This window comes from Aquitalea sp. (genome assembly GCF_030150775.1).
GTDB classification, from domain to species: domain Bacteria; phylum Pseudomonadota; class Gammaproteobacteria; order Burkholderiales; family Chromobacteriaceae; genus Aquitalea; species Aquitalea denitrificans.
The window spans coordinates 1-17,062 of sequence record NZ_JASLFG010000018.1; the positions used below are offsets into that span (position 1 = coordinate 1).

At 50.7% G+C, this 17,062-nt stretch carries 9 protein-coding genes; 3 read left to right on the forward strand and 6 right to left on the reverse strand.

What is annotated here, in order from left to right; genetic code table 11:
* Both QVF59_RS06090 and QVF59_RS06095 read right to left on the reverse strand, forming a co-directional pair.
* Nucleotides 1-7,035, reverse strand: a 7,035-nt coding sequence (locus QVF59_RS06090) for a hemagglutinin repeat-containing protein (RefSeq protein WP_287878069.1), incomplete at its 3' end; no start/stop codon positions are given.
* A gap of 29 nt (nt 7,036-7,064) precedes the next feature.
* Entirely contained in the window at nt 7,065-8,744 is a 1,680-nt protein-coding gene (locus tag QVF59_RS06095) for a ShlB/FhaC/HecB family hemolysin secretion/activation protein (protein ID WP_287878070.1), read from the reverse strand.
* Between the two features lie 507 nt (nt 8,745-9,251).
* On the opposite strand from QVF59_RS06095, the gene QVF59_RS06100 reads away from it, so the two are divergent.
* A complete protein-coding gene (locus QVF59_RS06100) occupies nt 9,252-9,467 on the forward strand; it encodes a hypothetical protein (RefSeq protein WP_287878072.1) in 216 nt (71 codons plus the stop codon).
* A gap of 329 nt (nt 9,468-9,796) precedes the next feature.
* The gene (locus QVF59_RS06105) at nt 9,797-10,471 is read left to right on the forward strand and encodes a helix-turn-helix domain-containing protein (protein WP_287878073.1); all 675 of its coding nucleotides are present in this window, start codon (nt 9,797-9,799) and stop codon (nt 10,469-10,471) included.
* Between the two features lie 1,273 nt (nt 10,472-11,744).
* Here QVF59_RS06105 and QVF59_RS06110 read toward each other — a convergent pair.
* The 4 genes from QVF59_RS06110 to QVF59_RS06125 form a co-directional block, all read right to left on the reverse strand.
* Nucleotides 11,745-12,977, reverse strand: coding sequence for a hypothetical protein (locus tag QVF59_RS06110; protein ID WP_287878074.1), 1,233 nt, complete (start codon nt 12,975-12,977; stop codon nt 11,745-11,747).
* A gap of 301 nt (nt 12,978-13,278) precedes the next feature.
* On the reverse strand, nt 13,279-13,866 hold the full coding sequence (locus tag QVF59_RS06115) for a hypothetical protein (RefSeq protein WP_287878075.1): 588 nt from the start codon (nt 13,864-13,866) through the stop codon (nt 13,279-13,281).
* Between the two features lie 98 nt (nt 13,867-13,964).
* Nucleotides 13,965-14,573 (reverse strand): hypothetical protein, encoded by a 609-nt coding sequence (locus QVF59_RS06120; protein ID WP_287878076.1) that lies wholly within the window; start codon nt 14,571-14,573, stop codon nt 13,965-13,967.
* A gap of 663 nt (nt 14,574-15,236) precedes the next feature.
* A complete protein-coding gene (locus tag QVF59_RS06125; RefSeq protein WP_287878077.1) occupies nt 15,237-16,451 on the reverse strand; it encodes an ankyrin repeat domain-containing protein in 1,215 nt (404 codons plus the stop codon).
* A 73-nt stretch (nt 16,452-16,524) separates the two neighbouring features.
* On the opposite strand from QVF59_RS06125, the gene QVF59_RS06130 reads away from it, so the two are divergent.
* On the forward strand, nt 16,525-16,851 hold the full coding sequence (locus QVF59_RS06130; protein WP_287878079.1) for a hypothetical protein: 327 nt from the start codon (nt 16,525-16,527) through the stop codon (nt 16,849-16,851).
* Nucleotides 16,852-17,062 lie beyond the last annotated feature (211 nt).

Consider the following 17,062-nt stretch of genomic DNA (forward strand, 5'->3'; position numbering starts at 1 on the left):
GGGTGGCACGCAGACGCTGATGTCGAAGCCGCTGGAGGACTGGTGGCTTTCGTACTGGCTTTGGTCTTGCAGGGTGGTGATGGCCAGTTTGCCGCCGACGTCGGCATTGACTGTTTTGCCGGCCAGCTGTGCGCCAAACAGCGTAGTGTCATTGCCGCTGTGCAGGTTCAGCTGATTGCTGGCGGTGACCAGGGTGTTGTCGTAGGTGGTTTCACTACCATTGGCCACGCCCTGGCTTTGGCCGACGCCCACCTGGAAGCTAATACCGTTTTGCTGACCGAAGCCGAAGGTGGCACCGGCACTGGCATTGCTGGATTCGTTCTTGTTGTGAACTTCGGCGGTGTTGGTGGCCGCTTGCAGCAGGATGTCCTTGCTGGCGGACAGGTTGATACCGGTAGCTTGCAGCTTGGCCCCGGTGGCACTGAGGTTACCATCGGTGGCGGTGATGTTGAGGGTATCGGCCTGGACGATGGTGCCGCGCTGGGTGGTGCTGCTACTGCTGCTGTCCTGGCTGCTGCTGTTGCTACCGACCGTGGTACTGACACCGAAAGCCGATGCATTGCCACGACTGGCATTGTTAGCGCTGTCTTTGATATTGGCGGCGGCTTGATCTTGCAGTGCTTTGGCAGCCCCTCCATTCATCAGCTTGTAAGCATCGTAGCCAGCCTTGAGGGCCAGTGCGCCTTGCAGACGGTCGTTGGAGGTATTGCGCGCGGCCTGGGCAGCGTCGTAAACACTGGTGATGACGCTACCTACGGTGCCAGACAACTGGCTGCCGATGGTGAAGCTCTTGGTTTCCTGATGGTATTGGTTGTTGTCCTGATTGCTGATGGCGTCCAGGGTGACGGCATTGCCTTGCAGGGTGGCGGTTTGCTTGGCTTGCAGGTTGGCTCCTTGGCTGAGCAGATTGCCCTGGCCCGTTCCGGTGTATTGGTTGTCAGCCCCGGCCAGCACGGTCAGATTGCCGCTATTGGCGCTAAGCAGGCTGGTGCTTTGGGTGGTACTGGTCTGGGTGCCATTTTCTTTGCTGGAGGTGGCTCCAAACAGTGTCCAGCGAGGGGCAGCTCCTGGCAGCAAGCCGAATGCGCTGCTGCTGGAGCTGGCCTGGTGTGTGGTTTCCAGTGTGTTGGTGGCGGCCAGGATGTTGACGTTCCGGCCGGCTTGCACTTGCAGGTTTTGGTCGGCCAGTACGGTAGCGGCGCTGGCGCCAGCATCTCTCCCGGCAAGCAGGGTGACATTCTGGCCACTCAAGGTACTACCAGTTTGCAATGACGCCCTGGATTTATCACTTTCCTGCGATTGGCTGCTGCCAAACTGGATGCCCGTCAGCAAGCTGGCGGAAAGGCCGGATTTTTGTTCCTGATGGAAATAGCTGGAGGCATCCTTGCGGATTTGTGCCTGCAGATCGATATCCCGCTGGGCGGTGGCATTCAATGCTCCGGTGGCATTGACGTTGGAGGCGGTGACCACCACGTCGCGTCCTGCCTGCAAGTTCACTTGATTGGCGCCAAGCTGGGTGCTGTTCAGCGTGGTGCTGTCATGGCTGCTGATGTCGGTGGTGGTACTGCTGCTGAAGAAGCCGCTCTTGTGGGTGACTACCTTGGTGTAGTCGCTATGGGCGGATTCCGATGTGCCAAGCTGCAGGTCGCGCCCGGCGGCCAGGGTGGCGGTGCCCTGCGTGCTATTCAATAGCGCGCCCTGTGTCTTGATATCCTGCCCGGCTACGATGGTCAGGCCATTGTCACCAGCTAGGGTGCTGCCATTTTGCGCGGTGTCGCTTTGGCGATGTTCGTAGTTTTGCCGGTAGTTACTGCTAGCCTGGGTAGTGGCGAGTGCGTTGAGATTAATGTCCTGGCCTGCCTGCAGGGAGGTCTGACCACTACCCTGTACCTGCGCAGCAGTCAGGTTCAAGGATTGTCCTGCTGCCAGAGTGGTATCCCCCTTGGCAGTCAGGCTGGCGCTGTTGAGTGTATCTGTCCGGTTGGTAAAGCCGGTGCTTCTACCATTCATCTGCTGCTGGGTCGTGTCGGTGGTGCTTTGGACATTCAGGGTATTGCTGGCAGCCGCAACCAGATTACCGCCACTGGTGACTGCCGACGCTTTCAGGTTCATGTCATTACCGGCTGCCAGTTGCAGATTGCCCCCGGTATCAATAGTGCTGGCGACGGTATTGGTTTTGGTTTGCGACCAGCTGCTGCCTGCGTAGTAGGTGCCGAGCTGCTGCGTCGTCTGTGTGCCGGTGATGTTGAGATTCTGCCCTGCGGTGAGAGTGGCATCACCAGTAGTTTTTACCTTGGCGGCACTGACGGTGAGGTCGTTTCCAGCTTGCAGCAGGGCAGAGCCGCCGCTGACGGTAGCGGTGCGCCCCAGTTGATCGGCAGAGGAGGCCAGGGTCAGGTTCTGGCTGGCCTGCAGTGTGATGGCATTGTCTGATTTGACCACCCCGCTATTAATGGCAATGTTCTGTGCTTGTGCTGCGAGTACGCCGCCTGTGGTTTGCAGGGTGCCGCTATTGCTCAGGCTGCCATTGGCTGACAGCAGCATCGTGGTGCCGCCGATGACTGCGCCTTGTCCTGCCATGCTAGGCGTGCTGCCCGGCAGGTAGACGGTGGGCACCAGTACATCCTGGCCATCAACATGCTGGGTAACCAGCCACACGATAGGCTGGGTCAGTCTGGCGATTTGTTCGGCAGATAAGGCAATGCCAGGGCTTAACTGGAACTGCTGTGCGACTTGGACACCATTATTCATCAGCGCCTGATATTGCTGGGTGGCGGACGTGTCACCAGTCAGGAAGCGCTGTCCGGTCAGCTTGGTAATGGTCTGGCTGACCAGTTGCTGTTCGTAATAACCATCCCCCAGCCGCTTCTGGATGATGTTGGGGTCGTATCCCAGCCGGCTGAGCATGTAGTCGGATGAGATAAAGCTGGCGTACCGGGTAAAGCGTGGGTCGGTCTCTACCAGATAGTGCTGCCCCGGCGCTGTGGCGGTATGGAACAGACCGCCACTTGGCAGTTGGAAGCTGCCGCTTACTGGGTTGCCAACCAGCGCCTGTGTGTTGCTGGCCGCTGGCGGTGCACTGCCATTGCTGGCGGCAATATTGGCCGGATGGATGGTGCTGTTATTGATGCTGGGTGCGGAGATGGTAACGGTTTGATTGCCCGCAAAAATGGCATCCAGACTACCGATTTGCTGTACCGTGGTGTCGCGCCTATTGGTCTGGTAGCGCGAGCCGCTAAAAGTATCCCCGCTGGTGCTGAAGGTACTGGTGATGTCGGCAACGGTGGTCTGATTCAGGCTCTGGCCAATATTGTTGACGGCGGTTCCGGCTTTTACATCCAGATTGTTGCCAGCAGCAATGGTGCTGTACTGATTGGTGACACTTTGTGCATTGAGACTGAGGTCGCCGCCAACCAGGAGCTGGGCGGGATTGGCGGTGCCGCTGGCCTGGTCGGTGGTCACGGTGGTGTTTGTCAACCGGCTGATTTCGTTGACCTGAGCGACGGTATCTCTACCTGAAATAATAAGCGCGCCTGCTGAGAAGGATAATCCGTTACCCGTTACAGGGTAGGCTGTCGGTGCACCATTAACATCGCTGAGACCATTTATCGTATTAATTTGCCCAGGTGTCATGACAAATACGCCGGAGGAGCCCCCGCTTTGCAGGTCGTAAGATAGGAGATTGCCTGCCGGATTATATCCTGGGATGTATTGATAACCCGATCCAGACTGACTGAAATAGGCAATGGTCTGGGTGGTGGTCAAGGGGGTGACCCTATTTTGAATCTGGACTGTCCGATTGCTCCAGATTGGGTCGTCAGGATTGCTCCAGTTGGCAAAAACCCAACTGCTACCATTACTGGATGATGTCGTCAGTGTATCTAGTCGTACGGTTAGCGTTTTACTGCTTGGATCATCTTGTATAAAGGTGAATTTTTCGTAATGGTAAGCTGTGGAGGTAACTAAATCTCCCTTTGCATTTGTATGGGTTGAATAGGTTTGCCAGCTGTCAACATGCGTTCCATTGCTGAAACCAAGTTGCCCGATATATCTAAAAGAAGAGCCGCAATAATAGTTACTGTCCCCTTGGTCATTGGTCGAAATGGATTCGTTCCATTGTGAACAAGCAGAGGGCAGTCCTAGCGTCGTTTGAGATTTGCTACTGCTCGTTGAACTCTGTGTCACCGTCACCGGATTAGATGCATTGGTGAACGTCGTCGCGTATACCGTCGCATTGCCGCCGGCCTTAATGGTGGACTGATTGTTGTTCAGCAGGTTGACGGGTTGGGGGGCATTGCCAATGGCCAGGTCTTGCTCAGCCGTAATCAGCGCCCCATTGGTATTGTTGATGCTGTTGGTCAATTGCAGGGAGAGATTGCCGGTGGAGGCAATGGCTGCGGTGCTGCCGTCGTTGACCAGGTCAGCACCTTGCAGGGTAAGAGCCTGGCCGGTAATCAGGCCCTGGTTGGTCTGGGTCGGGGCTGTCAGGTTGACGGTTTGACCGGCAATGACCCCGCTGGCGCTATTGCTGGCAGATTGTGTTTGGGTAGAGGCAAGTGTGCCATTGGCCTGCATCACACCGCTGTTGTGCAAGGTCTGGCTGTTCAGAGTGAGATTGTTGGCCGCCTGCAAAGCGCCGGCATTGCTGATGTCACCACTGGTGCTGATGCTGAGATTGCGGTTGGCAAGGATGGTGCTGCCGCTGGCATTGCTGAAGTCGGATTGCAGGCTCAGCGACAGGTCATTGCCGGACTCCAGTGTGCCGATGCCGGACAGCTGCCCGGTGGTAATGGCGAGGTTATTCTGGGTCGAGATGCTGCCATGGGTGTTGTCCAGGCTGGCGGCAGTCAGGGACAGCATGCCGTTGCTGCTGACCGTACCGTCGTTCTGTACTGCGCCTTGCAAGGTTAGCTGGCTTTGTCCGCTCCCCAGGGCCTTGATATTGCCCTGGCTATTGCTGAGCGATTGCGCCTGCAGGTTCAGGGTACTGCCGGCCTGTAGCAGGCCCTGGCTGTTATTGATGCTGCCGGCCTGAATCGTCAGTTGCTGCTGGCTGGCAATAGTCCCGCCCACATTGCTGAGCCCTTGCTGGGTGCTCAGTTGGACATCACCCTGTGCGCCCAGTACACCATCATCGTTTGTCAGGCTGCCGGTACTGGCCATCAAACTGCCATTGCTGAGCAGTGTGCCATGCTGGCTATTGTCCAAGAGCCCGTTACCCGTGTTGATGGTGGCCTGACCCGTGCCAAGCTGGGCAATCTTGCCGCCCTGGTTATTCAGGCTGGCCGCATGTACGGCCAAGGCATTGGCAGCAAGTGTGCCTTGCCGGTTATCGATGGCACCCGTACTGCTGACGGAGAGCGCCGCCGCGCTGGTCAGTGTCCCGGTGTTGTTGTTGAGTGATGCGCTGCTGACCGTCAGTTGCCCATTACTGCCGATTTGCCCCCCGACACTGTTGTCCACGGCTTGTGTCACCGTGAGCTGACTATTCCCGGTATTGCCCAGTGCCAGCAGTTTGCCTTGCTGGTTGTTGACACTGCCAGCCTGGACATCGAATTGCCGGGCTGACATTACACCTTGCTGATTGTTCAGCATGGTGGCGGTCTGCAGTGTCAGTGTATTTCCAGCACTAACGGTTGCCGATTGGGTTGAGATATCATCTTGGCTGTTGAGCGCCGCGTTGCCATTCAAACTGCTGACCGTAGCGTGATCCAGAGTCAGGCTGCTGCCCTGCAAGGAGGTATTGCCGGCTGCCAGCAAGCGGCCACTATGCATAAATTGCTGGCTGGCGGTGATGGACAGGCTGCCACTGCCTGACAGTGTGCCGTCGGGTTGTACACCAGAGGCTGCTGTGCCGTTCCCGTTGACCGTAGCCGCAACCACGGCCAGATTGTTGCCGGCACTCAGTGTGCCGTTCAACAGGGCTTGCCCACCCGCGGTGGCGGACAGATTGCCGGTTGTGCTGGTGGTGCCGCTGTTATCCAGCAGTCCTGCCGCCTGTAACTGGAGATCGCCTTGGGCGCTGGTGCTGCCAGACAGTGTGAGGTCGCCCGCGCTGTTCAACTGCATACCCTGGCTGGCAATCAGTTGACCCCGGCTATTCACGCCAACACCCGCTTCGGTTCCCACCAGCTTGATGACCCCGGCGTACATGCCGCCTAACTGGGCAACATCCAGTGCCAATGCCGGCGCGTTGTTGTCGCCAGATATCGGCGTTGCCTGCAGCGTATCCTTGCTGATCAGGTTGCTGCCCAGCACCACATTGAGCTTGCTGGCATACAAGCCGGCATTCACCTGCAAGGCACGACTCAAAATGGTAAAGCTGTCGAGATTGCTGACATCTGCGGTGCCATCAATGCTGACGCTTCCACCGCGAACCTGGTAGCCGGTCAGTGCGCCGTTACTTAGCACAGGTGTGCCCGTGGTCAAGGTGGCCTGGCTGGTATTGATGAAACCGGCACCACCGCCAACACTGATTCCCCATGGATTGGCAATGATGACTTCAGCTTTTTGCCCTGCCACTTCCAGCATGCCGCGTAACTGTGAAGGATTGGGTGCCGTGACCTCGTTCAGGATGATCCTGGCAGGGCCGCCAGCCAGATTGCGGTTACCGTCGATATAACCGGCCAACTGGGTGCTTGTTGGCTGTGGGGCATTGTTGAGAATGGCTCCACCAGTCGGTACATTGAATTGCTGGTACTGGTTGTGCGACACCCCGGCTGCGGTGGGGGCTGCAATCTGGACAACAGGGATTCCGCTAGGGGCTGGTATCACGGTTGGCTGTTTGCCCGCGGTAGCATTGGGGGCAGCAACGATATCGGCAGCAAAGCTGGCAGCACCCAGGCTCATCAGGGTGAAAATGGCAACCGCCTTGAACAGCAGTCCACCTCCATGTATACCGCTCGCTGGCAATGGATTACGGGTTTCGCATCCCTTGCGTGTCCCGTTCTTTCCTTGTCCAGATACGATTTCTGCAACGGCCATCAATTGTTGGCGTGACTTGTTGAAGATAATGCGATAGCAGGTTTTATTCATGGTCAATTACCAAAATTCAATGTGCCGGATCAGTACTGCATGGCAAGGCGGAAATGGGTAATGGCGGGGCGGTTCCAACCGGTCGGTTGATGAAGGGCACGCTCATGGCTCAGTTCGGCAGTAAAACCAGGGCACAGGGTAGCGCGCAGGCCAGCAGCCCAGCCTGATAGGGTATTGGTATCCCAACTGCTGCCGGTTTGGCGGGCTACCTGGCCGACATCCAGGCCAGCAAAGATATCAAGCGTGCGGCCATGACTTGTAGGTGGTAGCAAGGCCCAGCCCAGTTCGTTGCGTAATACCCAGCCACTTTGACCTGTCAGGCTGGTGGTATTGAAACCGCGAACGGTATAACGGCTGCCAATGCTGAACTGCTCAGAGCCCATCAGCAGGTTCGGGCTGTACTGCCCACGCCACTCACTGCTCCAGCGCAGATTCTGCTGACCCAGTTTGAAAGGGGAGGAGATATTCAGGTGTGCAGTCCAGATTTCGGCGCGGGCACTGGGGCCACTTTGTGCGGCCAGGGTATTGGGCATTGCGCCCCAGAGTCCCAGCTCCCGGCTGTAAGCCAGTGCACCATCCAGCTGCCAGCTGTTCCACTGGCGACGGTGGGACAATTCCAGGCCAAGTGCGGTCAGGTCACGTCGCTGGTTGAGGATTTCAGCATCGGCAATAAAACTGCGTGAAGCCTTGCGTGTCAGTTGCAGGGCTATCTCGGTTTTACTGAACTGATCCCGGTCGATGAGGCGGGAGAGTGACAGGAAGGTGTTACGACTGTGACCACTGGAAACCAGCAGCTGATTGCTTCCCTGAATCAGCTGGTGATAGGCAGACTCACTATAGCTAGCCATCCCGGTCCAGTTCCCCCAGGGTAATACCCAGGACAAGGTATCGGAGCGGGTGCGCGGGTCTGTAAGCTGACCCAGCTCCTGGCTCCACGACAGGGACAGGGCATCGTTGATGCCGATGACGTTGTCGATGCCCAGCGTGGCATTACCTTGCTGTACGCCGGTTGAAGGCTGGCCGCTATCGTCCCAGCTGAATGCGGCGGTCCATGGTTTGCCGCGCTGGCGGGTGATGATGACATCGGACATTCCGTCCTCTGCTCCTGGAACGATTTCCATCGTTGCCTGCTGTGAGCGGGCGCGCGACAGCTGTTCCAGGCCTTGCTCAAGTGCCCGGACATTCAGGATCTCGCCAGAGGTCAACGGAAATGCAGCACGCAATGACAGATCGCTACTGCCGTCTTTGAGATGAATGCTCCCCAGTCGACCAGGAACGACCGCCAGCCTCAGCGTGCCGGTTTTGAGATTCTGTTCCGGCAGATAAACCCGGCTAGTGACAAAGCCGCGTGCAATCAGCTGATTGGTGAGGTCTTGCACCAGACTTTGTAGTTTCGGCACATTCATGCATTGGCCGCGGATTGCCGCAGTGGCATGTGTCATCCAGTCTTGCCAGGCTGGAGGGGTATTCAGCAATGCAATATGGTGAATCTCAAAGCAGGGGCCTTGCGCGGGGAGCGAGGTAGGGGCCTGCTCTGTTTGCTTGGGTAAGGGCGCAAAGATATCGGGACGTTTGAGTAGCTCTTGTCGCTGTAGGTCAAGCTGTTGCTGCTGATCCCGTAAAATCTGGTCTGGTGTTTGTGCGGCGGACAGGAAGGAAGAGTACAAGACTGCAGCTGCGGTGATTCCCCGAGGTAAAGCGATACGCATAACGGCATTAAATCATTGTGGTGTTATGCAAAAAGGATGAAATACGAACGATTTGAGGTCAAGAGATGATGGTAGCGCTAACCTGTGCGTAATGATGGTGCGGCTTACGGAGCGCTTGGCAAAAGCAAGTACTGGCGGGCTTTGCAGGTGTATGTTTGCGTAATTTTAAGTAAAACCACTTATCTCAATTGCTGGTGTGTTGAAAATGGTCTGTCCAGTTGAAAGCGACTTGGTTAACTTAAGGTTTGCTTTTGTTACTATGGCCCCTGAGATACTCAGGTACTGAGTAGTACGTGACTTTGAGTCCAATCAGCCATACGAAGATAGCTCAACTGCCTAGTGGTTGCCCTGCCAGCCCCAGAGGTGGAACCAAAGCTACAATCTCAGTTGAACTTGTTTCTGTGCGTGATTAAGGAGTGAGGTAGATGATGTGGCTCATCAGCACGAAATCTGTCAGGCAGCGGTGGTACGTCGCCATCGTAATGATCTGGATTGCGAAACAGGGTGGTGCTAGTTCTCACTCCGATCAATTCGACCTTGCTGCCTTGGGACTGTAACGTCCTGTCAAATGGGCCGGATAGCGGCATCGTCAACGACGCCAACGACTGGGCTACCGAAACCATGAACAACCCGCGCTACCCGCTAGAGCTGTTCCTGCGTGTGATTACGGTAAGCCTGGCAACTATGAAAATCGTGAAGGCACTACCCAAGCTGGATATCTGATTTGTACAGGGCGTGCAACGTTGAGAGCACGCCCTGCCGATATCACGATTTATCACTGATATATCATTGATATATCAATGGCATAACATGCTGGTTTCTTCATAATGAATGCTCCTTAACACGCCCCAACAGGAGCAAGCTATGTCGAATCATCGTGCAGATATCAAGAATGGCAACAAAGGCACTCAGGGTACTAACAAGACTTATGACCAGAACCAGGGTAACCGTGGTAAGCAGCTGAACCCTAATCAACAGCCAAAGCAACCAGCCAAGAAGTAACGGCATTACCAGAAGAAGCAGGCGAGCTAGCTCGCCTGCTAGTGTGCACAATGGAACAGAAATCGAGAAAATATCGCTATACCAAGCAGCTCATCAACATGGCAATACGCGATGGCTGGACTCAGACCCAAATTGCCAAGGAATGCCGCACTCAGCAGTCTGTTGTGAGTGATTGGAAAAATGGATCAAAGCAGGCAACTGAGCAGCAGTTAAGAAAATTGCTTGAGATTTATGGCCCTAGACTGCGTAGAAAGTCGTTTCGGATTTATCACCGTTGGGTTGAAGTGCCTGACCAAGAGCCAGAAATCACGCTAATCAAGGTGGAGGGTGAGATTGTTTTTTTGCATGCCTATGATGCCTATCTGAGCTGCCATCGATGCAACCCTGCAGAATGCAAGGACTCAAAGCATCCGAAAAAAGCTGTTCCGCAGCGCCGGATCATCATTCACGACCAAGGCGCAGGAAAGTTTTGCGTTGTGAGGCAAAAGCGGACGATTATCCCGAAGCACCAAACGAAATTTTCGGATACAAACATTTTCTATAGCTTTGCAATCGGTCAGCTTTCGGTTGAGCAGATATTGGCATCATTTGATGGCAATGAATTTTATGAAGGCCAAAAAGACTATTTGGCTGATAGGCTGTTAATTCGCATGTTGGCCAGAAAAGCCTTGCTTGAGCATGGTGTACCACTTGACGGGGTTGAAGAGCATCTGATGGTTTGTTAGTCTTGTAAACCAACCCCAAAAATAACGGTGCTACTGCTGTAGTACGCGTAAAAAGATCATGCGTGATCATAAGCGTTTCTCCGGTTGCTAATGCCCTGCGGTCTGGCCACTTTGCCCCTGCGGCGCTTGGAGAACTTTTTAAGGAAGACAACCATCTGGCAGTGATGCTGTTCTAGGTGGTGGTGCAAGCTGGCTACTACCGAAAAGTGCTTGTCTTGATTAGGGAATGGGGCGGGAAGAAGGCCGGGCCACTTTGTACAAAGTCGCCCGGCTTTCACTTTTTGGGCAGAGCGAAGCGGTTCTCACTGGCTTGCTACTTCTGTCTGACTAAGAAAATTCGCCCACCACTCCATCATCTTGACTCGTTTCTCCATGTACTCCGCCCGGTTGTAGGCGGCACGCACCTTGTTGGTCTCCACGTGCGATAGCTGGCGTTCGATCGCATCAGGATTAAAGCCCGCTTCGTTCAGGATGGTCGATGCAGTTGCTCAGAGGCCGTGTACATCGGCTTTATGTGCGTTTCGTCAATGAGATCGCTGGGGCAGAGTACCTATGCGCACTGCTATCAGATGATGCCTCTGCTCAAACGCTGGTTTGGTTGCCAGTGGCCGGGATTAACAGTTGAAGCTATGTCTCATCATCTAGCCAAAATGATGCAATGTTGTTCCGAGAAAGCAAATAGTTAATGGCATACCTGATGGCATACTGGCTAAAGTGAAAAACAAAAAAGCCCTTGATTACTCAAGGGCTTATCTGTTTGGTCTGGCGGAGAGGGAGGGACTCCTACTGTTTGAAAAAAAATACTTAAAAAACAATTGGTTACTAATTTATTGAAAGTTGGTTTGTACTTTCAATAGTCATTGGTTTTGTACCAATCTACTTCTACTATAAACCACAAAATCTACCCATGTTGCAAGCTGCTCAATGCTTAGCTGCAGAAAATTTCTCAGCGGTAACTAGCAAGTCATCATTACTCAGTAAACAATTTCAATTGACCTGAATATTTTACGGCTAAAAGTAGTAGCTGAAGAGTTTTTCCATAAGTCGACGTTATAACCATGTCTGAGTATCGGTCGTTTTGGGTTTGTTTCATGGGTAACTATAATGCACTTTGTTACTAGATATTAGTAATGCTCGTATTGCTGTGGAAAATAATAAATTTATATGGCCGAATAAGTTAATAAGCTGTCAGAGTTTATAACTGATTGAATTTTTTATAAAAAAATCCAAAATTAGAAACATTGGAGAAGAAATTATTTAAATATTTTAGCTTTTAATGAGCAAGAAGGATGAATGAGTCCATGATGTGAATGCATGCTGATTTTATCGTCATGGTTTTATTGTTTACTTTCCATAGGCGGATGCCCAGTGGGTATTCAATCAACTCCAGTGAGAAATTAAACATTTGCGGATAACCTCCAGTGTCATTGACTCGAATGTATCCATCTCCACTTCGGTAGAATTTTACTGCCAAATTTCCTCTTTGTACGGTAAAGCCGTCTTGGTTGGCTGTGATTTTAATTGCAGCTTTTATATCTGCTTTTGAATTTATCTTTATAGATATTTCCTCAATAATTTTTTGACACTTCTTTAATGATGATTTTGTATCATCTACAAGATGTGCCTTTGGATTGCTGATTTGAAGTCTTGGAAGATTCTTAGATTTAGATTCGATTAATGGTAGTACCATAAAGTTAGCTAAAGTATGTCTGCTAAGTAATTTTATTAGAATATGTACTAACTCTAAAATCTTTAGAGGATATGTGGCTATTTGCCTGAGATAGAAAATAGGTGTTTTCGTGTAGAGGCCAATATACTTTCCGCTAATGCCATTATAGAAACCTACCTCTGGCGCTCTTAATGATTTGGAAGCCTTCTCTCTGATAGCCGCATTATCTAGCAACGAGTATTTTACGACCCCATTTGTATCATCATCATTGCGATACTGCTTGAAATTGTATGGGGAAAATGTTCCGACAGACTTCCATCCTTTTCCTGGAAGATAGAAGAGTAGGTCAAGCTTTAAGCTTCCCTCTGGATTTAGAAGAATGCGACCGTATTTTTCAGGTTGAAATTCTATCACAAAGTTAGTGTTCGACCTTCCTGAAATTGATATTGGAGAAAATGAGCTTATTTCATCGCTATTGAAATCAGAAGTTTTGCTTGGCAATTGTTTAAGAAAGTTCTCAGCATAAAGCATATATTCGAAAGGAGACGTTGCTCTCGAGTCATAAATCCTAATTGCAAAGTCATCAATTCGGCCAATTTTATTTCTTCTATTGATGGCTTCAATTTTAATTATTACAGACTGCAATGATTTTCCAGTAATGCCCGGTTTATTTTCGTTTTCTTCATAGCGGAAGAATAGAGCATTTGAAATATTGAAAATAGGTTTGAATTTTAAAATGTAGTTATCAATAAAAACAAAAAAACCTAGCATGCCACCAATCATGCCGACAATTGAGCTTAACTCTTTTAAAATATCTGAATTAATTGTGAGCTCCATATGTTTCTTTCAGTCTGATGTTTTATGCCAAGTGATGTAATGTACATGTATGATATTATTCATTAAGAAAAATTTAATGAATTTGTTTTCAAGAAAATATTGTTTGTCAACTTCTAACGACTTTGTCTGACGTGTAATGCAGCCACAATTCGTAATGAGGTGAGCTTATCGATTTGATACTGCCCATGGTTGTATAAGTGCCATTAATAGATAAGCTCACATAAACTCATACTATAGCAGCATCCAAAGTATGCCATGCCACTACTGGCTAGTATAAATAGCCTGGTCTTTAGGAAATATGCTAAATATCATTGCCCATATAAAAGTCAACCATTGGGATGTCATCAAATCGACTCAGTCCACGTTCAAGGCTATAGCTGTACATTATTTCACTTTTCCCTTGCGTAAATATAACTGTTCTTCTGTTTAGCCATCTGTCATATTTGTCGTGTGCTAATTCATACTTGGAAGATAAATCATTGACAAGAATATTGCCGGATGTATTCACATATACTCTGACAAATGAAAGTTTTTTATTATCATCAAAACAGAAATATGCTTTATCAAAGCCATCAGTGGCTGTGTTGCTTTTTATTTTTAGCGTATTCCCTGCAAGACACTTTCCTTTTGTTTCGTGGATATCACTATAGTCGGTTGGACTGATTTGGCTGGTACTGTATTTTCCAGAGAGCTCATTATTTACTATGTCTAAAGTCGCAACACCTAACTCTTGATTGAGTGGCATTGCATTCTTAATGATTGGTGCTTTTATTCTCTTCTTTACTTTGGCAGATTCTGCATGGGCGGATAGTGCTGAAGATGAAAAAAACATTCCTATTATCAATGCTTTCAATGATATTGAGACGAAATTCCATTTCTTAGTTATCATGCTATGTCCTTTATTTGGATGTAAAATAATGCATCAATTTCAATAAATACTAAAATTGATGCATTATTAAATTAAACTATTATTTTCTTTTAATTCTCTCAATTGTTTGTGCCTTTGTTCTGCGCCTTGGCATCATTAGAAAGCTCAGCCTTTGCTGCGGCCTCTTGTGTTTCGGCGACAATTTTGATGTTTGCTAAGGTATATTCCATGAATACTTTCGCGGTTGCATCATGATGGCTAACTCGCTCAATTCTTTCCAAGACCTGTGGTAACCATTTTGGTTTATCTTCATCTTTCAATCCCTGTAAATCTTGAGCATGGATTGGCATGGAAGCTTTTGTTAAAAATTCGGCATGTGGTAATGTTGCCACTTTGAAAATTGGAATGTCGGCTTTTCCTGAACAAACTTTACGATTAATTAAATAAGCACGTCCGCTAATTTTATTAATATCAGATTCTGCTGGTATTGTAGTCTCGGTATTTTTAGTCTTGACTATTTCTGGCCAGCTTCTATTGAAGGGGACGACTAGGCCAACATACTTACACTTTCCGTCCCCGTCTTCCCTCCACCACTCACGGTGCATGCTAATTTCAGTTACTGCTTCAAGTGGTGGATTGCGGGGCCAAAGATAATTAACGTCAGAATAAAGTGTGATATTTGGAAGAATAAGTGTGCCAACATATAAAATGTTAAATATTTCAAACATAATTTCTTCCTTTTTTGTGATGTTTTTATGTGTGCATATATTCATTAAAAATATGCATCTGGCAATTGTATTTCTTTGGCATTAAACTTACAAATGTTAATTTAATTTAATCTTATTTAAAATAATTTAACAAAATGAATGTTGAGATAGTACGGATGCTTCAGTAACCGACTCTTGTTGCAATTTATTTTCATCAATTGTTATTTTTACTGATTTGTTATAACTAATTGGTCTATTGCGGTCGCTGTCATCATCCATCCTCTTGCCTATACGTTGAGGCTACACATTCGCCGAGCACAAGCCGCCGAATGGAAGGGCCGCCTTTCCCGATTGGAAGGCTTCGGTGAGTAGCCGCGCGTGCAGGACGGGGACAATCCACCAGCTGCTGCGGGATATCTGAAACTGGGGGAAAGCGTCTGAGACATCAGAGCGGGCGGCGAAGCTAGCACCCGTGACGCGAACGGCTGGCGGGCGAGGCGGCTCCATACCGGGGTATTTCGGGTGGTGAAACTGAGTGAAGGCTTATCCTGTAATGTAGGAGGGCTGGGCTCAGCCTCACCACCCGGGGGATTGAAACGTGAGGATATTCTCAGGCTGAGCCGATCCTCGATTGAGGATACGCTTACTCAACCCGAAGAATATCGATATCGATTTCAGATGGAGTTAGTCCATACGACCGGTTGCTGGGTTGATTTTGTTAACCTGCGCGGAAATCTGCGGGTACATCGACAGCACCTGGCGACGGAACACTTCACGTTGGTCGTTGGACAAATTGATGCCCTGCAGTCGCGCTTGGGTTACGGCAGCATTCACCTGGTTCTTGACGTTTTCTTGGGCATCAGGCGGAAGCTGAGCTTGAGCTTCGTCCAACAGCCGCTTGAATGACACCGCGTCGTACCCATTCACCACAGCAGCATTTATCGGGGCTGCTGCACTGGTCTTGCCGGTCAGAATGGGCAGCAGATTTGTCGCACCAATCTCTTTGGCAATATCTACCGGTGTTTTACCTCGCTTGTCTTTCAGAGCAACGTCAACACCGCCACCTTCAATGAACAGCTGCACGGCCACATCATCTTGCCGACGAATGGCTGCAATAAACTGCTCCTGGGAGTGGTAGGCAAAACCCATCGCAGTCAGATTTTTCCGTGCTTCGATTTTGTTGACCATACCTCCTTGCGGCACTGCGCCGGATTGCTGAACGGGAGCGGCCTGGGACAGTGCCACAGCAGTCTCAGAGGGGATTACGGCAGCTACAGCATCGCGGTCCGGCTCTTGAGCCTGAGTGCCCGGCACTTCAATTTTGGCGACCAGCAAGCCGGGCACCTTCTTGCGAATGTCGTCGGTCACTCCGGCCATTTGTTTGGTCAGCCACTCCACATCATTGCCCCGGATGGCGTTTGCAATACCGTTGAATAGGCCGCTAGTGAGGGATTCGGTTTTTTTGATGCTGGAGTACATTACGTACGCCTTGACACCTTTCTGGAAGGGATATACGCATACCTGAATGACTTCCGCCGAGCTGAAGAATGGGTTCTTTACCGGTGCGGGGCGTTTAACGATTTCAGCGTAAGCTGAACTACATTGGTATTCGACTACAGAAATACTGCCATATTGTTTTTGGACTGCTGCTGGGCTATCTGGGCGTGCAGGTAGTACAGCCGGTAGGCTTCTGGCGTTGAACGTAGCGGGGGTGGCCCAAGACGATAGTGCATCACGAATCTGGTCGGCTACTTCCTGGGCGGTAGCCCCAGGAACTACCAGTTCAGTTTTTGCGGTTTTGACTTCAGTCTGGTCTTGCAGGCTACCCGCCATTACCGGCGTAGTAGAAAGTAGTGCCAATGTGATAGCAGATGACAGTGAGCGGATATGTGTAGGCATCCTAATCCCCTTGCATGCTTAAAAATGTTGTTAATTTAAGTTTTAATAATTAACTTTACTTAACAATTGTAGCATGAGTCATGACAAGGGAATGCTTCTATACGCTTGTATCAATGACTATTCTATGTGTGCAATGCATCAGACGCTTTCACAAATTATCAAGCCTTACGCCATCGTTGCAGCGCTCAGCATTCTGGTAAGCGCGGGTCTGCACTTCTGGTTTCCGTCGGCTCTACGTTTTCTCGATAACTTGCTCACCGAGCATCCGATTTTCGCGGGTTCCTGGCTGGCGCTGTCTGCAGCTGGGGTTGATTACGCGATTACGACCGTGTATCGCAAGCTCCGTTTCGCGGAAGTTGGCGCAAAATCCGCAGCGCAGCTTCATATTTCTCGAGATTGAAATGCGCACACCGTCTAAATCAAAATCCCGTGAGCCCCGCCCGGCCGACCAAGAGTTTCGCGGAAAGTCGCCTGCGCCGTCACAGACACTTACTGATGCTGCTGCCCGCTTGCTAGCCGCCCTGGGCCTGAGTGCCGACCGCGTGGCCCGCAGCCCGGACAAAGAACGCTAAACAGATGACAGCACCGCAAACCGCCAGGGGTATTAACCG